Annotated in this window: 18 protein-coding genes; 11 read left to right on the plus strand and 7 right to left on the minus strand. The window is 44.4% G+C overall.

Annotation, left to right across the window (positions count from 1 at the left end; translation table 11 throughout):
- Positions 1-44: 44 nt before the first annotated feature.
- Positions 45-362 carry a met regulon transcriptional regulator MetJ gene (gene metJ / locus QWZ04_RS01275; protein WP_176286713.1) on the minus strand — a complete coding sequence of 106 codons (318 nt, stop codon included), beginning with the start codon at positions 360-362 and terminating at the stop codon, positions 45-47.
- A 272-nt stretch (positions 363-634) separates the two neighbouring features.
- Between metJ and QWZ04_RS01280 the strand changes: the two genes are divergently transcribed.
- The 3 genes from QWZ04_RS01280 (at position 635) to metF (ending at position 5,341) form a co-directional block, all read left to right on the plus strand.
- Entirely contained in the window at positions 635-1,801 is a 1,167-nt protein-coding gene (locus tag QWZ04_RS01280; protein WP_290324272.1) for an O-succinylhomoserine (thiol)-lyase, read from the plus strand.
- Positions 1,801-4,212 (plus strand): bifunctional aspartate kinase/homoserine dehydrogenase II, encoded by a 2,412-nt coding sequence (locus QWZ04_RS01285; protein WP_290324274.1) that lies wholly within the window; start codon positions 1,801-1,803, stop codon positions 4,210-4,212. Before QWZ04_RS01280 ends, QWZ04_RS01285 begins: the two co-directional genes overlap by 1 nt.
- A 244-nt stretch (positions 4,213-4,456) precedes the next feature.
- Entirely contained in the window at positions 4,457-5,341 is an 885-nt protein-coding gene (metF, locus tag QWZ04_RS01290; protein WP_102523240.1) for a methylenetetrahydrofolate reductase, read from the plus strand.
- A gap of 122 nt (positions 5,342-5,463) precedes the next feature.
- Here the strand turns inward: metF and QWZ04_RS01295 are convergent, their stop codons facing one another.
- The 3 genes from QWZ04_RS01295 to argE all read right to left on the minus strand — a co-directional run bounded on the left by QWZ04_RS01295 (position 5,464) and on the right by argE (position 10,402).
- Entirely contained in the window at positions 5,464-6,006 is a 543-nt protein-coding gene (locus QWZ04_RS01295; protein WP_290324277.1) for a PadR family transcriptional regulator, read from the minus strand.
- A gap of 392 nt (positions 6,007-6,398) precedes the next feature.
- Positions 6,399-9,029, minus strand: a complete 2,631-nt coding sequence (gene ppc / locus QWZ04_RS01300; protein WP_290324409.1) for a phosphoenolpyruvate carboxylase — start codon at positions 9,027-9,029, stop codon at positions 6,399-6,401.
- Between the two features lie 236 nt (positions 9,030-9,265).
- Positions 9,266-10,402 carry an acetylornithine deacetylase gene (gene argE, locus QWZ04_RS01305; protein ID WP_290324279.1) on the minus strand — a complete coding sequence of 379 codons (1,137 nt, stop codon included), beginning with the start codon at positions 10,400-10,402 and terminating at the stop codon, positions 9,266-9,268.
- 152 nt (positions 10,403-10,554) lie between these two features.
- Between argE and argC the strand changes: the two genes are divergently transcribed.
- From argC to argH, 4 genes are all read left to right on the plus strand, one after another.
- Positions 10,555-11,559: an N-acetyl-gamma-glutamyl-phosphate reductase gene (gene argC, locus QWZ04_RS01310; protein WP_290324281.1), complete on the plus strand. Its 1,005-nt coding sequence runs from the start codon at positions 10,555-10,557 to the stop codon at positions 11,557-11,559.
- A 10-nt stretch (positions 11,560-11,569) separates the two neighbouring features.
- Positions 11,570-12,355, plus strand: coding sequence for an acetylglutamate kinase (gene argB, locus QWZ04_RS01315; protein WP_290324283.1), 786 nt, complete (start codon positions 11,570-11,572; stop codon positions 12,353-12,355).
- A 72-nt stretch (positions 12,356-12,427) separates the two neighbouring features.
- Positions 12,428-13,648, plus strand: a complete 1,221-nt coding sequence (locus tag QWZ04_RS01320) for an argininosuccinate synthase (protein ID WP_290324286.1) — start codon at positions 12,428-12,430, stop codon at positions 13,646-13,648.
- Between the two features lie 386 nt (positions 13,649-14,034).
- Positions 14,035-15,909: an argininosuccinate lyase gene (argH, locus tag QWZ04_RS01325; RefSeq protein WP_290324288.1), complete on the plus strand. Its 1,875-nt coding sequence runs from the start codon at positions 14,035-14,037 to the stop codon at positions 15,907-15,909.
- A gap of 202 nt (positions 15,910-16,111) precedes the next feature.
- On the opposite strand, the gene QWZ04_RS01330 is transcribed toward argH, so the two are convergent.
- Positions 16,112-16,366, minus strand: a complete 255-nt coding sequence (locus tag QWZ04_RS01330; protein WP_290324290.1) for a DUF3624 domain-containing protein — start codon at positions 16,364-16,366, stop codon at positions 16,112-16,114.
- 256 nt (positions 16,367-16,622) lie between these two features.
- On the opposite strand from QWZ04_RS01330, the gene QWZ04_RS01335 reads away from it, so the two are divergent.
- The 3 genes from QWZ04_RS01335 (at position 16,623) to QWZ04_RS01345 (ending at position 20,375) form a co-directional block, all read left to right on the plus strand.
- On the plus strand, positions 16,623-16,913 hold the full coding sequence (locus QWZ04_RS01335; RefSeq protein WP_290324292.1) for a co-chaperone GroES: 291 nt from the start codon (positions 16,623-16,625) through the stop codon (positions 16,911-16,913).
- Positions 16,914-16,986: 73 nt separating this feature from the next.
- Complete coding sequence (groL, locus tag QWZ04_RS01340; RefSeq protein ID WP_102523230.1) at positions 16,987-18,639, plus strand: chaperonin GroEL; 1,653 nt, start codon at positions 16,987-16,989, stop codon at positions 18,637-18,639.
- A gap of 281 nt (positions 18,640-18,920) precedes the next feature.
- Positions 18,921-20,375, plus strand: coding sequence for a PDC sensor domain-containing protein (locus QWZ04_RS01345; protein WP_290324297.1), 1,455 nt, complete (start codon positions 18,921-18,923; stop codon positions 20,373-20,375).
- A 17-nt stretch (positions 20,376-20,392) separates the two neighbouring features.
- On the opposite strand, the gene QWZ04_RS01350 is transcribed toward QWZ04_RS01345, so the two are convergent.
- Entirely contained in the window at positions 20,393-20,878 is a 486-nt protein-coding gene (locus tag QWZ04_RS01350) for an MgtC/SapB family protein (RefSeq protein WP_290324299.1), read from the minus strand.
- 218 nt (positions 20,879-21,096) lie between these two features.
- Between QWZ04_RS01350 and QWZ04_RS01355 the strand changes: the two genes are divergently transcribed.
- Positions 21,097-21,660: a VC2662 family protein gene (locus QWZ04_RS01355; RefSeq protein WP_290324301.1), complete on the plus strand. Its 564-nt coding sequence runs from the start codon at positions 21,097-21,099 to the stop codon at positions 21,658-21,660.
- Positions 21,661-21,732: 72 nt separating this feature from the next.
- Here QWZ04_RS01355 and QWZ04_RS01360 read toward each other — a convergent pair whose 3' ends face one another.
- Positions 21,733-22,230: a type II secretion system protein gene (locus QWZ04_RS01360; protein WP_290324303.1), complete on the minus strand. Its 498-nt coding sequence runs from the start codon at positions 22,228-22,230 to the stop codon at positions 21,733-21,735.
- Positions 22,231-22,389 lie beyond the last annotated feature (159 nt).

The raw sequence follows: 22,389 nt of genomic DNA on the forward strand, positions 1-22,389 counted from the left end.
CAAAAAAAGGCAGAAGGGAATACCTTCTGCCTTTTTTACATCTATTATTCGTCGAATGCTTCGAATTCAATGCCCATCTCTGTCATCAGTTTTTTCACTTCAGCAGGAATATCATCTGGGCGGTCTTTTCTTAAGTCTTCATCCGTTGGGAGAGGTTGACCTGTGTATGCATGTAAGAATGCTTCACAGAGCAGTTCACTATTTGTGGCATGACGCAGATTGTTGATCTGGCGACGGGTTCTTTCATCAGTAAGGACTTTTAATACCTTTAGTGGAATAGAAACCGTAATTTTTTTTACTTGCTCACTTTTTTTTCCATGCTCAGCATATGGGCTAATGTACTCGCCATTCCAATCTGCCATTGCGCACCTTCATTTTCTTATTAATATCGAGTTAGATACCAAGAAATCAGCGTCAATCGCAGCTTAGTATCAATATAGGAGATGATTTTAGCGACTTTTACCGCCATAAGCAAAGACATATAGACGTCCAGATGTGTTGACGTCTTTTTTTTGAGAGGTTAAAGTAGGCATAAAGTGGCAATACTGCTAGCAAAAGCAAGACACCGTATGTTATCCGGCCGCAGTTATTGGTATAAAAGAGAACATGGATTTTGGAAAGGAAGACCAACCTTATGAGCGATCGCAAACCAGCAACCATTGCTGTACGCACTGGTATCGAGGCTGATAGTCAATATCATGCCGTCGTCCCACCTATTTATCTTTCCACCAACTACGGCTTTCCTGCGTTTGGTGAAGTACCTAAATACGATTACACCCGCTCAGGTAACCCGAACCGCGGCCAATTAGAGCAAGCTCTATCTGAACTAGAGTCAGGTGAGGGTGCAGTAATCACCAATACCGGAACCGCAGCGCTTAACTTATGGGTCAGTACTTTTCTTGGCCCAGACGATCTGATCGTTGCGCCTCATGATTGCTATGGCGGGACGTATCGCCTATTTAATACTCGCTCACTAAAAGGTGACTTCAAGGTTGAGTTTGTTGATCAATCTGATCAAGATGCGCTGGATGCGGCTCTTGCGAAGAAGCCAAAGTTGGTTCTACTTGAAACCCCATCGAACCCATTGGTGAGAGTCGTCGATATCCAAGCTACGTGCGAAAAAGCAAAAAAAGTAGGCGCACTGGTGGCGGTAGACAATACCTTTTTAACCCCCGTGTACCAGAAGCCTTTATTGCTAGGAGCGGATTTTGTTATCCACTCAACAACTAAGTTTATTAATGGTCACTCTGATGTTATTGGCGGTGTTGTCGTAACGAAAAGTGCTCAGCACGCAGAAGAACTAGCATGGTGGGGCAACTGCCTTGGCGCAACAGGCACACCTTTTGATAGCTACATGACCTTACGTGGCTTAAGAACACTGGCTGCTCGTATGCGTGTGCATGAAGAAAGCTCAGTGCAAATTTTGAAATACCTAGAGACTCAATCATTCGTTGCCAAGCTGTATCACCCAAGCTTATCAAGCCACCCGGGCCACGAGATTGCTAAAAAGCAACAGTCAGGCTTTGGTTCTATGCTGAGCTTTGAGTATGCAGGTAGCTTTGAGTCACTAAAAGCGTTTGTAGGTCACCTGAAGCTCTTCTCATTGGCGGAGTCTCTTGGTGGTGTAGAGAGTCTTATCTGTCACCCAAGCTCGATGACGCACAGAGCCATGAGTGATGAAGCACAATTAGAAGCCGGCATTACGACACAACTGCTGCGCTTATCTGTTGGGCTTGAAGACGCAGACGATCTGATTGCAGATTTAGATCAAGCCTTTAAGTTGGTTCAGGAGGAAGTGTAATGACTATTCAACGCCAGTTACACAAATTTGGCGGAAGCAGTCTTGCTGATCCTGAATGTTACCTGAGAGTCGTGAACATACTGCGTGAATACTCTCAACCAGAAGATTTAGTTGTCGTTTCAGCGGCAGGCTCAACGACTAATGTACTGTTAGCTTGGTTAAAAGCACTTGATAAAGATGGGCGCATAGCTCATGAGCTGCTGCAAGAATTGCGTCAGTTTCAAACGCATTTAATTACCAACTTATTGCATGAAGAGCGAGCACAGACGTTGCTCAATCTATTGAATAAAGAGTTTTCTGCTCTTGGTGAATTGAATGCACCATTGAGCCCTGCAGAACAAGCAGCCGCTCTTGGTCACGGTGAAGTTTGGTCTTCTCGTTTGCTTGCGGCACTGTTAAGCCAGAGTGATTTAGAAGCTGCTGCTTTAGATTCTCGTCAGTTCTTACGAGCAGAGCACGGTGCACAACCTGAAGTGGATCGTGCACGCTCTTGGCCTTTGGTTAAAGCAACGTTAGCTCAGCATTCTCATTGCCGTTTGGTGGTGACTGGCTTTATGGCAAGTAATGATGGCGGTGAAACCGTATTGCTTGGTCGAAATGGTTCTGATTACTCTGCGACTGTAATCGGTGAGTTATCGGAGGTTACGCGTGTAACCATCTGGAGCGATGTGGCCGGAGTGTATAGCTCTGATCCACGTAAAGTCTCCGATGCGTGTCTATTGCCGCTACTACGCTTAGATGAAGCCAGTGAGTTAGCTCGTTTAGCAGCTCCTGTACTACATAGCCGCACATTGCAGCCAGTGGCTCAAAGTGCCATGGACTTGCACTTGCGTTGCAGCCATTCACCTGAATCAGGTTCGACGCGTGTTGAACGAGTACTGGCATCAGGGCGCGGCGCTAAGATCATCACATCATTAGATGAAGTCTTAATGGTTAACATTGTGTTTGCTCAAGGGCATGATTTTGAGCGCCAGCATCGTGAGGTGCTGCAAGCGTTGACACGTGTGCAACTTCAACCCCTGGCATTTGAAGCACAAGCGGATCAAGGCTGTTTATTGCTTGCGTATACCGCAGAAGTGGCCGGCGAAGCCTTAAGTTACTTGCAAGATATTTCGGTTGAAGGTGAGTTAAAACTTAAAGAGGGGTACTCTCTGGTTGCCGCAGTCGGGGCTGGGGTGACGAATAACCCTAATCATTGTTATGGATTTTATCAGCAACTTAAAAATAGCCCGGTCGAGTTTATTTGTGAATCCGAATCAGGCTTAAGCTTAGTGGCGATTACTCGCACCACAGAAACCCAACCGCTTCTCACTGGCATCCATAGTCAGCTATTCCAAGCGCAGAAACGCGTGGCGATAGCCTTGTGTGGTAAAGGGAATATCGGCTCAAGTTGGCTAGCTTTGTTTGCAGAACAAAAAGATGATTTGGAAAAGCGTCATGGCAAGAGCTTTGATTTGGTTGCAGTGATCGACAGTCAAACCTATTGGTTAGATTTTGACGGCATTGATGCGGCTCAAGTGAGTAAGCGCTTCGACGACGAGTCTGTGAGCAATAATGGACTTGAATGGCTCGATAAGCTGGCGCATCAACAAAAATACGACGAAGTGATTGTATTGGATGTGACTGCCAGTGCAGAACTCTCCGATCAGTATGTCGCCATTGCGGAGCATGGACTGCACCTCATTTCTGCTAACAAAGTGGCGGGCTCTGCGCCTGGTGATGTGTATCACCGAGTTCAAGATGCGTTTTCTAAAACTGGCCGTCATTGGTTATACAACGCCACGGTAGGCGCTGGCTTGCCAATTAACCACACAGTGCGCGACTTACGTGAAAGCGGCGATGAAATTCAGGGCTTATCTGGGATTTTTTCGGGCACATTGTCTTGGTTATTCCAGCAGTTTGATGGCTCGGTGCCATTCAGCGATTTAGTTGACTTAGCATGGCAGCAAGGCCTGACTGAGCCGGACCCTCGTAGCGACCTTGATGGTTCTGACGTGATGCGTAAATTGGTGATACTGGCTCGTGAATCAGGTTTTGATGTTGAGCCTGAGCAAGTACGAGTCGAATCGTTAGTCCCTGACGAGCTACAAACGCTTTCACTGGACGACTTCTTAGATAAGTCGGCATTGTTGAGCCAACTGCTCGCAGAGCGACTAGAGAAAGCACAGCGCGAAGATAAAGTGTTGCGTTATGTTGCAAGGTTAGAGAAAGATGGCGCGGCAACGGTCGGTATTGAAGCCTTGAGCCAGCAACATGCATTGGCTAACCTCCTGCCATGTGACAACATTTTTGCGATTGAAAGTAAATGGTACAAAGATAACCCTCTGGTTATTCGAGGGCCAGGCGCAGGGCGAGAAGTTACCGCAGGTGCATTGCAATCTGACTTAAATCGTTTGTCTTCATTGTTGTAAAAGTCCCGATAATTATAAGGGCTCCTATGGAGCCCTTATTGTTTTTCGTAACACAAGAGTTGAAGTTCTAATCTGTATATCATACGGTGTTGAATTAACTTCAACATCGTCATGAGTAAAATTCATGTTTAACGTGTTGACATTAATTCGTATAAAGGACATTCTTTGGACATATAGACGGCTAAACGTCGCCAAGGATTAAAGATTTCTGTGTGTACAAGCACGCAGCTCAGGGAGAGAGAAAATGGGTTATACACACGCTAGCCACATAGACGCATTAAACCAGAACATTGCAGAGCTTTCTGATGACATCAATGTCTCGTTTGAATTTTTTCCTCCTAGTAGCGAAAAAATGGAAGAAACGTTGTGGAACTCTGTCCATCGCTTAAAAACACTCAAACCGAAATTTGTATCAGTGACTTATGGCGCGAATTCTGGAGAGCGCGATCGTACTCACTCGATCATCAAAGAAATCAAAGATCAAACCGGTCTTGTTGCCGCGCCTCACTTAACGTGTATTGACGCGAACCGAGAAGAGCTGATTAATATCGCCGATGACTACTGGGCAAATGGCATTCAAAGCATTGTTGCCTTGCGTGGTGATATTCCACCTGGTGGCGGCGTGCCAGATATGTACGCATCAGATTTAGTTGAGCTGCTTAAATCTCGCCATGATTTCGATATTTCAGTGGCGGCATTCCCTGAAGTTCACCCAGAAGCGCGCAGCGCCCAAGCTGACCTATTAAATTTAAAGCGTAAAGTGGATGCAGGTGCTAATCGCGCGATTACTCAGTTTTTCTTTGACGTAGAAAGTTACTTACGTTTTCGTGATCGTTGTGTCGCGGCTGGCATTGATGCTGAAATCATTCCGGGTATTTTACCGGTTTCAAACTTTAAACAAGCGTCACGCTTTGCTGGCATGAATAACGTGAAAATCCCAGGTTGGATGAAGCAGCAGTTTGAAGGGTTGGACGATGATCCATTAACTCGCCAAATCGTAGGTTCAAGCCAAGCTATCGATATGGTTCGTACGTTAAGCCGTGAAGGTGTGAAAGATTTCCATTTTTACACGCTAAACCGTGCCGAAATGACCTATGCGCTTTGTCATACTTTAGGGGTTCGCCCTTAGGCTAAAAGCCACAGCAGGAATAAAAAAAGGGAGAGGCATCAGTGCCTCTCCCTTTTTATTTGGTATTTTTGCTTTAGCTTCTACACGTCGAGCGGTTACCAATTTCGTATTCGTTGTTACGCTTATTGCGCCATTGCTTCTAAATCAGCCAATGATTCTTCAGCCCAAACAACCCATGCTTGGCGAAGAAGAAGATTACGACGCAAAGTAAGACGCTCAAGACGCGCTTGTTTGTCTAGTGTTTCTGGTTTTGCGTAATAAACGGATTCAATTTCTTGATAGTGATTAACCAGCTTTTGAGATTCTTCAATCAAACCACCAAGCTGTTCAATGAAAGAAGCAGAAGGTTGAACAGCACATGCCATCAGCTTTGCAGAGAATTCATCTCTTACTGTTGGGTGAGCAGTTGGTTGATCGAACCATTCGCCTAGAGCTTTACGGCCAGCGTCTGTAATGGAATAAACCTTTCTGTCAGGTTTGCCTTCTTGAGGCTCCAATACGCAAGTAACCAGCTCGTTTAGCGCCATTTTATTTAGCTCGCGGTACACCTGTTGGTGGCTCGCTTTCCAAAAATAGCCGATGCTGTATGAAAACTCTTTAGTGATGTCGTATCCAGTAGCGTCGCGCGTGCTTAATACTGTAAGGATTACGTGTGGTAATGACATGTCTTCAATCCAATAGTCAATGAAACTATAAAACTTGTTGCCAACACCTAATGTGCTTCTATGTCACGTTATAGTCAGTGTGTTTGGCAAACTACTAATCTAAAGAAACTTTAGATCTTCCTGTCACCTTTTAAGCCATGTGTCACCTAGCGGGAAGTAAATGTGTCATTTTTGTAAGCCAGACATTATTTTCATTTACTTTGCTTATGCTGCAGATAGTTATTATTAAGCGAATTACAGCGGGCAGTAAGCATATCAATAATAATAAGCATAAAGTAGAATAAAGGGACAAAATATCCTAAAAAACTGATAAAAAGCTCAGTAAGGAATTTGAGGCAAATAAAAAGCCGCTAAGTGCGGCTTTTTGTCTCACTTTTAGAACATATAACTGTCTACCCGGTGTTGCGCATGCCTGCTGCGATGCCTGCAATGGTTACCATCAGCGCTTCTTCTAGTTCAAGCGATGGTTCATCACTCTGTCTAGAGCGGTAAAGTAGCTCTGCTTGCAGCATATTTAGCGGCTCAACGTAGATGTTGCGTAAACGTATGGACTCAAGCCCCCACGGGTCACTTTGCATCAAGTTCTCGTTATTTTCTACATTCAACACTGCTTTAATGTCTTTTTGTAGCTGTTCACGCAGAAGATCGCCAAGAGGCCACAAAGACTTATCAGTCAGCTTTTGATCGTAGTATTGCGATATCTCTATGTTACATTTTGAGTACACCATTTCTAACATGCCAAGACGCGTAGAGAAGAATGGCCATTCACGACACATGTCTTCAAGTAACGGTTGGTGGCCTTGATCAACAGAATACTGAATCGCTTCACCGGCGCCTAACCATGCTGGTAGCACCAAACGGTTTTGGCTCCAAGAGAAAATCCATGGAATAGCCCGTAAGCTTTCTACGCCACCATTTGGATTACGCTTAGAAGGACGAGAGCCTAATGGCAATTTACCTAGCTCTAGTTCTGGCGTTGCTGCACGGAAGTAAGGAACGAAATCTGGTTGGCCGCGCACGACGTTACGGTAAGCTTCGCATGAAACTTCAGACAGCACTTCCATAAGGTCGCGCCATTCTTGTTTTGGTTCCGGTGGTGGCAGCAAGTTCGCTTCTAAAATCGCACTTGCGTACATGTTGAAGCTATTGACAGCAACTTCTGGTAAGCCAAGCTTAAAGCGGATCATTTCGCCTTGCTCAGTTACACGAAGACCGCCTTTTAGGCTTTTGGGTGGCTGAGACAGCAGGGCTGCGTGTGCCGGAGCACCACCACGGCCAACAGTTCCACCGCGGCCATGGAATAAGGTTAGCTCGATACCAGCGGCTTCCGATACTTTAACCAAAGCATCCATTGCGCTGTATTGAGCCCAACCTGCCGCCATCACACCTGCATCTTTAGCTGAATCAGAATAGCCAATCATCACCATTTGATGGTTTTGAATAAAGCCTCGGTATAGGTCGATATTAAGCAGTTGGTCGATCACTGCTTCAGCATTGTTCAAATCATCCAGTGTTTCGAACAACGGACAAACGTCCATGCGGTATGGGCAACCTGCTTCTTGCAGTAGTAGGTGTACTGCTAGTACATCAGAAGCGGTACGGGCCATTGAGATGACGTAAGCACCAAACGCTTCTTGCGGCTGTTTTGCCACAATTTTACATGTGTCGATGACTTCTTTAACTTCTGGTGATGGTTCCCAATCACGCGGAAGAAGAGGGCGTTTAGAGCTTAATTCATTGGTTAAGAACGCGACTTTATCTTGCTCACTCCATTGATCGTAATCACCAATGCCTAGGTAGCGAGTTAATTCTGATAGGACGTCTGAGTGACGAGTACTCTCTTGGCGAATATCCAAACGAACAAGATGTACGCCAAACGCTTTAACACGACGAAGCGTGTCTAGTAGTGAACCATCGGCAATAACGCCCATGCCACATTCACGTAGAGATTGGTAACAGGCGTACAGCGGTTCCCATAGCTGACTTGCGTCTTGTAGAGTCGCTTTGTTTGGCACGATCTGGCCGTTAATTTTTGCATCTAACACTTCACACGTATCGCTAAGCAAGGTGCGAAGGGGTTTTAGAATGGCACGGTAAGGTTCGTGTTCATCACCCGCTAATTCACGTACTTGGTCATTGCACTTCGTCATTGAAAGCTCAGAGACCAACTCTTGAATGTCGTTGAAGTAAAGATCAGCGGCTTTCCAGCGAGAAAGGTGCAGTACTTCTTCAGTAATATCGTGAGTCACAAATGGGTTGCCATCGCGATCACCACCCATCCATGATGAGAAGTGCACCGGGCGAGCATCAATAGGTAAACCTTCACCTAAGTGATTTTCAATGCGTTCATCCAATTCACGTAAGAATTCTGGCACTGCTTCCCATAGTGAATTTTCTACAACTGCGTAACCCCATTTTGCTTCATCAAGAGGCGTTGGGCGTTGTTGACGAATTACATCAGAATGCCAAGCTTGAGCGATCAGCTGTTCTAGGCGACGTTCTGTTTTATTGCGCTCTTTGAATGACAGGTCATCCAATTCTAATTTTGATAGGCACTCGTTAATCTTGACCAGTTTATTGATCATGGTGCGACGGGTGATTTCCGTAGGGTGCGCGGTTAACACCAGCTCGATGTTTAAATCACGGATTGCTTGAGCCGTATCGAGTTTGCTGATGTTATTTTGGCTTAACTTAGAAAACAAAGAGTTAATGGCATCAGGTTCGCACACATGAGATTCGCAGTGACGAGAAATCGTATGGTACTGCTCAGCCATGTTGGTTAAGTTTAAGAACTGATTAAAAGCGCGAGCAACTGGAGTCAGTTGATGGTCAGGGAGGTTTTCTATCTCCTTGATAAGATGAGCTCGGTCATCCTGATTGCCACTACGTGCTGATTTAGACAGCTGACGTATGGTCTCTACCTTTTCCAGAATGGCATCACCGTGTGCCTCTTGAATGGTATTGCCGAGTAATTGGCCTAACATACGCACATTGCTTTTTAGCGCGGCATATTTTTCATTCATTTTCTTCCCGCCTTGTAAAAAAATTACATCCATTTTTCTTTCTAAGGAAACAATCTAGCGAAAATAAACGGTCTGAGTCAAATAAACTGAACAAATATGATTTAAATATATGTTTGCATTGACGCTGGTCATTTATTGAACGATAGAATTGGTGCTGTGGTGAAATTTTCTTTCAGTTTGTTGTAAATACAAACAAAAAGGAGCCTTTGACGACTCCTTGAATACGTTCAATAGGCTCAGAAACAATATTTATGTATAGATTTTGTTACAATATCAATGGTGGGTTGGATGAATTCAAAGCCTAAATATTCATCTGGCTGATGTGCCTGTTCAATAGAACCTGGGCCTAATACCAGTGTTGGGCAGAGTTCTTGCAAAAATGGCGCTTCGGTACAGTAGTTGACCGTCTGCGATGGTGTCGCACAAATTTCTTCAACTTCAGTGATGAACGGGTGATCGTGTTGGCACTCATAACCCGGTATCGGATCGTGAAGTGCCGTGATAGCAATGCATCCTGGCCACTTGGCCTCAACTTCGTGAAGCGCGTGTCTTAGCATATTGTCTAGCCCATCTAGGCTAATCCCAGGTAGTGGGCGAACATCGTAATGTAACTCACAACAACCACAAATTCGGTTAGCACTGTCGCCTCCATGTATGTGACCTAGATTCAATGTTGGATTTGGAATGTCAAAACCTGGGTGATGGTACTCTTTGATTAATTTGTCTCGTAGCTTCATTAGAGCAAATAGCACTTCATGCATGATTTCTATCGCATTGACTCCCAGCGCAGGGTTGGAAGAGTGCCCAGACTTGCCAGTGACCCGTACTGCATTGGCGACGTGTCCTTTATGGCCTCTTACTGGAACCAGGCTTGTAGGCTCACCGATAATGCACTGATCGGGTTTAAATGGAGCATCTTGGGTGAAATGCTTGGCACCGAGCATGGTGGTCTCTTCATCACAGGTCGCCAGCACATAGAGAGGTTTGGTTTGGTTGCTCCAGTCGATACTCTTGGTTGCTTCTAATATAAAAGCAAAAAAGCCTTTCATATCCGCCGTGCCCAACCCATAAAAGCGATTGTTGGCTTCTGTTAGCGTGTGAGGGTCGAAACTCCAGCGGCCTTGATCAAAAGGCACTGTATCCGTATGGCCGGCCAATAGTAACCCACCTTCTCCTTGCCCTTTCTTTGCAATTAGGTTGTGTTTGCCGGTTGCTACTTCGACGATCTCTACTTCAAAACCCAAGTCTTTAAACCATGTGGCCATCTTCGCGATGACTTCACTGTTACCCTCATCCCAAGTGGGATCGCTAGAGCTTATCGACGAGGTAGAAATTAATCCCTGATAGACCTCTTTAAAACTAGGTATTTGCATATTTCTTTACTTCCACTGTTGACAGAGAACCAATAAGACGATAAAACACATATTAAATCATTATTAATGAATAAAAAATCAAATAATGACATTTATTGAGTATGGATAGTCATTTTCTACCACGTAGATACCAACAAATTGGATGTATTGAGATGTTGAAGACCACAATCATTGGAGCAAGCGGATACACCGGAGCTGAGCTCGCATTAATGGTGAACAAACACCCAAACCTCACGCTAGCAGGTTTGTATGTTTCAGCCAATAGTGTGGATGCGAATAAGCCTATTAGCCAATTGCACGGTAAATTAGCCGGAGTGGTTGATGCACCAGTGTTACCTTTGGTCGATCCTGCAGAAGTCGCTAAGCAGTGTGACGTGGTGTTCTTGGCGACTGCCCATGAAGTTAGCCATGACCTAGCGCCTATATTTTTGCAACAAGGCTGCCAAGTATTCGACTTGTCTGGTGCATTTCGAGTGCAACAAGATGGCTTCTATTCTCAATATTACGGATTTGAGCATCAATATGCTGACTGGTTAGATAAAGCGGCATACGGTCTCGCTGAGTGGAATGAAACTGAAATTGCAGAAGCAAACTTAGTGGCGGTTGCCGGTTGTTACCCAACAGCATCGCAACTGGCTATCAAGCCTTTGCTCGCACAAGGTCTCGTGGATACAAATCAATGGCCAGTTATTAATGCAACCAGTGGTGTGACAGGTGCTGGGCGCAAAGCCTCAATGACAAACAGCTTTTGTGAAGTCAGTTTGCAACCCTACGGTGTGTTTAATCATCGTCATCAACCTGAAATTGCTGCCCATCTTGAGTGTGATGTGATCTTCACGCCGCATCTGGGCAATTTTAAACGTGGAATTTTAGCGACCATCACAATGAAATTGGCGCAGGGCGTCACGACAGAGCAAGTTAATCAAGCCTTTGAAGTGGCTTATCACGATAAACCCGCGGTTCGTTTATTAAAAGACAACATGCCTTGTATTCAAAATGTAGAAAACACGCCATTTAATGATTTAGGGTGGAAAGTCCAAGGGCAGCACGTGATTGTCGTGTCCGCTATCGACAACTTGTTGAAAGGGGCTTCTAGCCAAGCAATGCAATGTTTGAACTTACGTTTCGGCTACCCGTCGCTAACGGCACTCATTTAAGGGGATCACGATGAGCACGAATAAACCATTAGTCATTAAATTGGGCGGCGCTGCACTAGAGTGTAGTGAAACATTAGCAAAGTTATTTGGCGCAATTAAAGGTTATCAAGACAGTGCAAACCGTTCGATTGTAATAGTGCATGGCGGTGGGTATTTGGTTGATGATCTTATGGCAAAGCTAAATATAGCGACGGTGAAAAAGCAAGGCTTACGCGTAACCCCTTACGATCAGATTCCTGTCATTACTGGCGCACTTGCAGGAACAGCGAATAAGATGCTACAAGGTGAAGCAGTACGTGCTGGGTTGCATACTGTTGGGTTGAGCCTAGCAGACGGTGGATTGTGCAACGTTGAAGAACTTGACCCTGAGCTGGGTGCTGTAGGCAAAGCAACATCAGGCGACGCGACCGTATTAGAAGCCATTATGGCAACGGGGGCGAGCGCAATCATCAGCTCTATTGGTTTAACTAACCAAGGGCAATTGATGAACGTTAATGCCGACCAAGCTGCCGTAGCCGTAGCGGGTGCTCTGGATGCTGAGTTGGTGTTGTTATCAGATGTAAGTGGTGTGTTAGATGGCAAAGGACACTTACTTACGTCGCTCAATAAAGCGGAAGCCGATCACCTGATTGAAGGTCAGGTCATCACTGATGGCATGATTGTCAAAGTGAATGCCGCGTTGCAAGCCGCAGAAGAATTAGGTCGCCCGATTGAAGTGGCGACATGGCGTTACCCTGAAAAATTAACCAAATTATTTGCTGGCGAAAGTATCGGAACTCAATTTTTACCAGCATAACCCAACAAATTTTAGCAATATACCCAAAGGCCAGACCGCCAAAGTGCAGAGCCAGGGATTAGGAGAAGTAACATGAGCAAGGTTCAAGTAAAAAAAGTAGTAGTAGCATATTCTGGCGGCCTAGACACCTCAGTGATCATTCCGTGGCTTAAAGAAAACTACGATTGTGAAGTTGTGGCGTTTGTGGCTGATGTGGGTCAGGGTTCAGAAGAGCTGGAAGGCATTGAAGCGAAAGCGATCGCTTCTGGTGCATCTGAGTGTTACATCGCCGACTTGAAAGAAGAGATGGTAGCAGATTACATCTACCCAACGCTTAAAACGGGTGCGTACTATGAAGGTAAATACCTACTAGGTACGTCGATGGCGCGTCCTATCATTGCTAAAGCACAAGTTGAAGTGGCACGTAAAGTTGGCGCAGATGCACTTTGTCACGGCTGTACGGGTAAAGGTAACGACCAAGTACGTTTTGAAGGCGCATTTGCTGCACTAGCCCCTGACCTACACGTAATTGCTCCTTGGCGTGAGTGGGATTTAGTAAGCCGTGAAGAGTGTTTAGACTACCTTGCTGAGCGTAATATCCCTTGTACTGCATCGTTAACCAAAATTTACTCTCGTGACGCTAACGCATGGCACATCTCGACGGAAGGTGGCGTACTCGAAGATACGTGGAATGCACCGAATGAAGATTGCTGGGCGTGGACGGTGGATCCAGAGCAAGCACCAAATCAATCAGAAACCGTTACTGTTCAAGTCGTGAAAGGTGAAGTTGTCGCGGTTGATGGTGAGAAAATGACGCCATATAACGCCTTGGTTTACTTGAATGAGAAAGGCGCTAAACACGGCGTTGGCCGTATCGATATCGTTGAAAACCGCCTGGTGGGTATGAAATCTCGAGGCTGTTACGAAACTCCGGGTGGCACCATTATGATGGAAGCATTGCGTGCTGTGGAGCAACTGGTACTTGATAAAGCGGCATTTGAATTCCGTGAAGAGTTAGGCGTTAAAGCTTCTCACCTTGTGTACGATGGTCGTTGGTTCACACCACTTTGTAAGTCAATTCTTGCTGCTACTGAAGAGCTAGCACAAGATGTGAATGGTGAAGTGGTGATCAAACTTTACAAAGGCCACGCGACGGTGACTCAGAAACGTTCTGAAAATAGCTTGTACTCAGAAGAGTTTGCAACATTTGGTGCCGACGAAGTTTATGACCAAAGCCACGCTGAAGGCTTTATCCGTCTTTACTCGTTATCAAGCCGTATCAAAGCACTTAATGAAGCGAAGAAAGCAAAGTAATTAAGTATATGATCTTTAAAGTGTGATGCGAGCGCCGCATTGCACAAAGGTTTGAAAAGCCCATTTGTTTTGCAAATGGGCTTTGTTGTATCTTGAGTACCGAATTAAGGCGGACGGTTTTCTTGGCTGTGCGATTCAAATAGCAAAGTACACTTAATACATAATTAGCGCTTTATAAGTGCGTTGCTCAGTGGTCTATTCTTGTTAACTAGGGAAAGAGGCAAGGCGATAAATGAACTTTTTGCATAATTATGTTTAAAAAGTGAATTATTACTTTATTTTTAGTTTGAATTGCCGTAAGTTTGAACCATCGAAAAAGAAAATAAAAATCAGACAGAGTTAACCGTTGCACTAGCAGTGATTACAGAGCATTTAGGAGACACACAATGGCATTATGGGGCGGCAGATTTACCCAAGCAGCAGACACAAGGTTCAAAGATTTTAACGATTCACTTCGCTTTGATTACCGATTGGCTGAGCAAGACATTGTTGGATCTATCGCTTGGTCTAAAGCGCTGCAATCGGTCAACGTGTTGAGTGAAGAAGAGCAGCAAAGGTTAGAGCTGGCTTTAAACGAACTGAAACTCGAAGTCATGGAAGATCCAGAACAAATCTTACGTTCTGATGCTGAAGACATCCACAGCTGGGTTGAACAGCAATTGATCAGCAAAGTCGGTGACTTAGGTAAAAAACTTCATACTGGCCGTTCTCGTAACGACCAAGTAGCAACGGATCTAAAACTTTGGTGTCGCCAACAAGGCCACCAATTGTTGATGGCGCTTGATCGCCTGCAAGGTCAGCTTGTTGATGTTGCTAAAGCGCATCAAGGCACAGTACTTCCTGGCTATACCCACCTTCAACGTGCGCAGCCAGTGACATTTGCTCACTGGTGCTTGGCTTACGTAGAAATGTTCGAGCGTGATTATTCTCGTTTGGCTGATGCGATTCGTCGTTTGGATACTTGTCCATTAGGTTCAGGGGCATTGGCTGGCACTGCGTATCCAATGGATCGTGAAGAGCTAGCCCACAATTTAGGTTTTCGTCGTGCGACCAGAAACAGCTTAGACTCGGTATCAGACAGAGACCATGTAATGGAAATGATGTCTATTGCGTCCATCTCCATGTTGCATCTATCGCGTTTGGCTGAAGATATGATCTTCTATAACTCTGGTGAGTCTAACTTCATCGAGTTGGCCGATACCGTAACCTCTGGTTCGTCTTTGATGCCGCAAAAGAAAAACCCAGATGCCCTAGAGCTTATCCGTGGTAAATGTGGCCGTGTTTACGGTTCAATGGCTGGCATGATGATGACAGTGAAAGCCTTGCCATTGGCATACAATAAAGACATGCAAGAAGACAAAGAAGGCTTGTTCGACGCCCTTGATACTTGGGATGAGTGCATGGAAATGGCCGCACTTTGTTTTGTTGGCATTAAAGTGAACGGCGAAAGAACGTTAGAAGCAGCGAAACAAGGTTATGCGAACTCGACTGAACTGGCTGATTACCTAGTAGCAAAAGATATCCCATTCCGTGAAGCTCACCATATTGTTGGGGTTACGGTAGTAGCGGCGATTGCCAAAGGTTGTGCGTTGGAAGAGTTGACGCTCGATGAATTAAAAGAGTTCTCACCTGTTATTGAAAACGACGTCTACGATATTCTTACCATTGAATCTTGTCTTGATAAACGTTCTGCGCTAGGCGGGGTATCACCGACTCAGGTGGCTTACGCTGTAGAACAAGCGGAGCAACGTATTGAACAGCGCGATACTTCTGGAGTGAAAGTACGCCCAGCTCGCTTAACGGATATCGATGCATTGGAAGGCATGGTGACATACTGGGCTGGTTTAGGTGAAAACCTACCTCGTTCTCGTAATGAACTTGTTCGTGACATTGGTTCTTTTGCGGTGGCAGAGCATCATGGCGAAGTGACCGGATGTGCCTCTCTCTACGTATATGATTCTGGCTTGGCAGAAATACGCTCTCTGGGTGTAGAAGCCGGCTGGCAACATCAAGGGCAGGGCAGCGCAATCGTGCAACACTTGGTTGATAAAGCGAAAGAGATGGCGATTAAGAAAGTGTTTGTCTTAACTCGTGTGCCTGAGTTCTTTATGAGACAAACTTTTATCCCAACGTCAAAAACATTGTTGCCAGAAAAAGTACTCAAAGACTGTGAGCAATGTCCTCGTCAACACGCTTGTGATGAAGTGGCCTTGGAGATCAACCTAGCAGAACAAGTTATCGCTCGCGCAAACGTTGCATAATTAACTGATAAATAAGAAAACCCTAAATTAATAAGATCTTTTTAATAAAAAAAGGATCTTTTAGGGAACTAAATGGGAAAAGTGGCGGTCTACTTTAATACCACTGCTTTTTCTTAGTTGAATCTAGGAAGGCCCCTAATCAGGAATTGATTTAGGGGCTTTTTTCTTTTTACGCCAACCATCCTCGATTACCTGCTATTCATTAACGTGTTTTTTTCTTGCGAGTGCGAAGGGGAAAAACAACAAACTTCATCCATAAGTGCAATGCGAGAAGGCCGTTAAATGCGAGGCACGCAAATATCAATCCAACGGATTCAATGCTGGCCGGAGTATCACTGTATAACCACCACCAGATTAGCCAACTCAATACCGAAAGTACGCATAGCTGATTCATACAGCGTTGGCAGCGGCCAATTTTTTTCCAAAACCAGTTCTCACTGCAACGGTTACAAGCCATATCCAAGATCTTTAATGAGGTGAGGGGACAATTATAGATCAACTAATCTCAACGCCTAGTGGTTTAATTTGAGCGAAATTTGCTTTTGAAGCTGCATTCGATAAGAAAGAGTGACGATGGCTAATTTTTATTAACTAAATCACAAAAAATTCGCAGCTACCCCTTGGTATATCAGTATTGACACCTCATATCTGTTTCACATGCCGATTTACGGCAATTCCTATTCACATGGACTATTAATCAGGAGAGACGACCAATGAACATTCGTCCTTTACACGACCGAGTTATCGTTGAACGCCAAGAAGTTGAATCTAAATCTGCTGGAGGCATCGTACTTACCGGTTCTGCTGCAGCAAAATCAACCCGCGGAATCATTCTAGCAGTAGGCAAAGGTCGCATTCTAGAAAATGGTACAGTGCAAGCTTTGGACGTAAAAGTTGGTGATACAGTGATCTTTGCTGAAGGTTACGGCACTAAATCTGAAAAGATCGACGGTAAAGAAGTGTTGATTATGTCTGAAAACGACATCATGGCGATCGTTGAATAAGTCAGTATTGAATAGTTTTTTGCTCTGATTCAACAATGAGTGAATACAACCGAATTAAGAAAGGAAATTAAAGATGGCTGCTAAAGACGTTAAATTTGGTAATGACGCACGTATTAAGATGCTAGAAGGTGTAAACGTTCTGGCTGACGCGGTAAAAGTAACTTTAGGCCCTAAAGGTCGTAACGTTGTTCTAGATAAATCATTTGGTGCACCAACAATCACCAAAGATGGTGTTTCTGTTGCTCGTGAAATTGAATTGGAAGACAAATTCCAAAACATGGGCGCACAAATGGTTAAAGAAGTGGCCTCTCAAGCGAATGATGCCGCGGGCGACGGAACAACAACAGCGACAGTACTGGCTCAATCTATCATTACTGAAGGTCTAAAAGCAGTTGCTGCTGGCATGAACCCTATGGATCTTAAGCGCGGTATCGACAAAGCGGTTATTGCTGCAGTTGAAGAACTAAAAGTACTTTCTGTTCCATGTGCAGACACGAAAGCGATTGCTCAAGTGGGTACTATCTCTGCTAACTCTGATCTAACGGTTGGTAACATCATTGCTGAAGCAATGGAGAAAGTAGGCCGTGATGGCGTAATTACCGTTGAAGAAGGTCAGGCTCTGCAAGACGAGCTAGACGTAGTAGAAGGTATGCAGTTCGATCGCGGTTACCTATCTCCTTACTTCATCAATAACCAAGAAGCTGGCAGTGTTGATCTAGAAAGCCCGTTTATTCTTCTTATTGATAAGAAAGTATCAAACATCCGTGAATTGCTTCCTACTCTAGAAGCGGTAGCAAAAGCGTCTCGTCCACTGCTTATCATTGCAGAAGACGTAGAAGGCGAAGCGCTGGCGACACTTGTTGTGAACAACATGCGTGGCATCGTTAAAGTAGCAGCAGTTAAAGCACCAGGCTTTGGCGACCGTCGTAAATCAATGCTTCAAGATATCGCTATCCTAACGGGTGGTACGGTTATTTCTGAAGAAATCGGTCTAGACCTTGAAAAAGTAACACTAGAAGATCTTGGTCAAGCAAAACGCGTGACGATCACCAAGGAAAACTCAACCATCATCGATGGTGCGGGTGAAGAAGCGATGATCCAAGGCCGTGTAAGCCAGATTCGTCAGCAAGTTGAAGACGCAACTTCAGACTACGATAAAGAAAAACTTCAAGAGCGTGTTGCTAAACTCGCTGGTGGCGTTGCGGTAATTAAAGTTGGCGCAGCAACCGAAGTTGAAATGAAAGAGAAAAAAGACCGTGTTGAAGATGCACTTCACGCTACTCGCGCAGCAGTAGAAGAAGGTGTAGTGGCAGGCGGTGGTGTTGCACTTATCCGTGCGGCATCAAAAGTTGCTGAGATGGGCCTTAAAGGCGACAACGAAGAGCAAAATGTTGGTATTCGTGTTGCTTTACGTGCTATGGAAGCGCCACTTCGTCAAATCACAAGCAATGCAGGTGATGAAGAGTCAGTGGTTGCAAACAACGTGAAAGCGGGTGAAGGCAGCTACGGTTACAATGCAGCGACTGGTGAATACGGCGATATGATTGCAATGGGTATCCTTGACCCAACAAAAGTAACGCGCAGTGCACTTCAGTTCGCAGCATCAGTAGCGGGTTTGATGATCACAACAGAAGCAATGGTTACAGACCTACCAGCTAAAGATGCACCTGGCATGCCTGATATGGGCGGCATGGGTGGTATGGGCGGCATGCCTGGTATGATGTAATACAACTTAGGTTAACCCCTTTTGTATTATTAATGGAGCCCTCGCTAAAGCGAGGGTTTTTGTTTTCTTGGCTTACATAATCGCGACACTCTTATAATTCGATTTTTTTCTATAAAGAGCTCTTAGCCTTTTGTTGCTATAGTATTGAAGAGAAAGGTGTTTCAATTTTGTAGCGAATCAATACACATCTAAGTTCTTATAAAATCATCTGAAATTGCTTTCAGTAGGCTTCAATTCTGGTATGGTAGCGGCATAAAAAATATACTATGTTAGGTATAATTGTGGCTTATCAAAGCTCTTTTCCCATAAAGCGAGCAATACTCGGCGTGACTGCCGTTTTTGGCTTGTTTCTATTTCTTGTTTTTATTGATGCATTAGACGAGGCAGAAGAAGGGTACCAACAAGAAAGTCAGCAAATATTATCGACCATGAGAGATCTCACCCACACATTACGTTCTGTTGAGTTCGAAATGACGACCCACAGCTACCTACGAGGTGAGCAGTCCCCATTTCCCGTGATAAAAAAAATCGAAAACCAGAGCTGCTATTTTATTAGCGACCTTGAATCGGGACCAGTCTTTGATTTCGTTTATTCTGGCCCTGAGTCTATGTGTGATGAACACAGTCGCCTAAACCTTGAAGCGATGAGTCACCTTTCGTCGGCTAATGTTATGGCATATTTGGTCACATTAGTGGATAAAGTCTCGGCTTTTTATTTCATATCGAAAGACAAGTACATTATTTCTTCTCCCTCTGATCTTGCAAATAATATGAAAGGTTATCAGTTTGATGATGTCGTTGAAGGGCGCCCTTTTTGGACTAATACCGTTAAGCATGGATTAGCGGAAAATCGCGGAGGCATTACTTTTACTGGAGAGTACGAAGATTTATTAACTCATCAGTCGGTAATCACTCTGACGGTTGGCGTATACAACAAAGAGCAATTTCTTGGTGTCCTTGGCGTTGATGCGTTTGCGAATAAAATTAAAAGTAAATACGGCAGAGAGTATGTGATTTCGGATTGGCAAGGAAGCAATGACGTGTCTTTGTTTAGCTATGCGATTTCTCGTCCGTTAAGCAACGCGTCTTTTGATTCACGCCTTTACCTCACGGTTAGCCAAAATTGGCAGCAACACATGAGCCATTTGTGGGTTAGTAAATACTACCTGTTAGTGACTCTTTGTATGGCGTACCTGTTCATTGTTATTATGCTGCTGAAAAAAAACTGGTCAGTCATCGATGCCTATGAGCATTATCTTGGTTTTACGCAATCAAACTCTGGTTTATTGAACTTGTTGGGTTTAGAAGACAGCTTGAAAAGGCTGGAGGAAGAGCCTTATCTGTCGATGGCCCTTTATCGTCATCAGCAGTTTGATCACTACACTTCTGCGTATGGAAAAGAGGTATACCAACAATTATACCAACATGTGATCGATACTTTTTCACAGCGACTACGAGATAAAGACTTATTTGTTCAACTCGATAGCGGTGATTTATTGCTGGTGGCTCCCACTGAATCGGAGCACCTCGCTACACATATATTTACCAGCCTTGAACGAGAATTATCACTACGGTCATATCGTTTGGAGCAGGGCGGTAGGATACAAATATCGATGGAAGCTGAGCACTATTGCTTCCCTGTTCATCATTACGATAACTTCCATCACTTGTGGGTAAGCGAACAGGCTCAAATTCTGCTTTCTGCTCAAAGACACGAGCAATGCAGAACTGCATGATTAGGCAAGCCGAGCTGTTATTTTGCTCGGCTTTTTCTATTTACCATCGTTCGATGGACGCCTCGCTTTAGGCTCATGAAACTGTTTTCCAGTTTGTCCACCCCAAGTAAAAGAGCCAATACCAATATTGTGATTAGGATTGCTTGCTGCCCAAACCCTAGGGCGATCATCATACCTAATGCTGCTAATACCCAGATGATTTCGGCAGAGGTCACCCCATGTATTTTCCCATCCAACGTCATCATAACGCCGGCTCCTAGAAAGCCTACACCAGTAATTATCTGGCCAAGAACTCGAGCTTGATCGAGTGTGTTTTGGGATAAGTGAACCGCTAGGGACATGAAAAAATAGGTGCCAGATACAATCAAGGTAGACGTTCTAATCCCTACAGGTTTACCGCGAACCTGCCTTTCTACTCCAATCAGTATTCCACAGATAGCACAGCAAAAAAGGTGTGCCCAAGTAAAAGGGCCAAGATCGAGGTAAGGGTACAAGGCTGTCATGGGATGAAGTTAAAGAAGAGAAACGAATATAGTGCAAGAAATAGATGAAGAAGAGAAATCAAAAATTTTTATGGTTACGAAGCGAAAAAATATCGAAGCCATCAAACTTATGTTTAGTTTGTTGCAATTGAATAAGTGCAACTTATCGGTTGATGATGTGACCATAATCGCATATATTTCATCGAATCCTGTTCTATAAAACAAAATAAGGCATCAACATGAAAAAAACCATCTCAGCATTAGCGTTAGCAATGGCCGCGGTATCTCCTTTAGCAATGGCTGATAGCTCTGGCGCGATGTTCTCTACGCTTGACGGTTACAATGCACCTAGCAACGATTCAGTTGGTGGTGTTCGCCTGTCTGTTCTTCACGGCAAAGTGAGTGAAGTGAAAGGTGTGGATGTGTCTGTGCTAGGTATGTCTGAAACAGACAAAATGACCGGTGTTAATTTTGGCATGTTCTTTGGTGCATCTAAAGTAAACCAAGAAATGAAAGGCGTTTCTCTAGGTCTTTTCAACTGGAACACTGGCCATGCGAAAGGTTTAAACCTAGGTGCTGTTAACGTAACTAACGATGTTCAAGGTGTTAACTGGAGTGCGGTAAACTACTCTGAAGGTTACACTATGGCAGATGTAGGTCTTGTTAGCCTGTCTAATAAATCAAACTTCCAATTCGGTTTCTTTAATAAAACTAAAGAAATCGATGGTGTACAGATTGGTCTGATCAATTGTGCTGACAACGGTTTCTTACCGTGTTTCCCAATCGTTAACTTCGCCAAGTAATAGCGAAGTCATCGAAGCACAAAAGCCCTTGCTTGATGAAGGCAAGGGCTTTTTTATTTGAATCAGCCCGAATCAGCAGCCAACAGTGGTGAGTTCAAAGATAGGTTCTGCAGAGGAATTCGCTTGTGTATATTGCAAGTAGCAACTTTCTAAAGAGCTTCTTTTTGATGCTGGCTTGTATTTGATCGTCCCCTTTCCAGGATTGCTTGAAAAATACCATTCAGACTCTCCCACATCAAAATCAGCATCAATTGCTTTTATGTCAGCTGCTTTTCCCCAGGCATTTCTATGATCGGCTTCTAAATATCCGTAAGCAAACTCGACATTAGTGTTGGCGATATCCACGGAACCACTGACGAGTTTTTCTTTATCGAGAACAATCAACTTACCGTGGACAATTCCATTAGTGCTTTGCATCGCCCCTTTTAACCCTTGCAAAGCTGAAATGCGCGCATCTCTTTGAACACCTAGGAATTTAGGTGCGGCCGTAATCGCCAATATACCAAGGATTACGATAACAACGACCAGCTCTATCAGAGTGAAACCTTTGGATTTTATAGTGTATTTCAATGTAAAAAGCTTAATTCATCTGTAATGCTGGTATTTTAACTGGAATCAGAGGGTTAAAAACACTAGAAGATCACTCTTGTTGGATTTTTTTATAGATGTTTACGTTTTTGATGGTCGTGATTTTGTAGAGTTACCATTTATCAACTAGGCTTATTAGGA

The sequence above is a fragment of the Vibrio tapetis subsp. quintayensis genome (assembly GCF_030409945.1).
Taxonomy (GTDB): Bacteria; Pseudomonadota; Gammaproteobacteria; order Enterobacterales; family Vibrionaceae; genus Vibrio; species Vibrio quintayensis.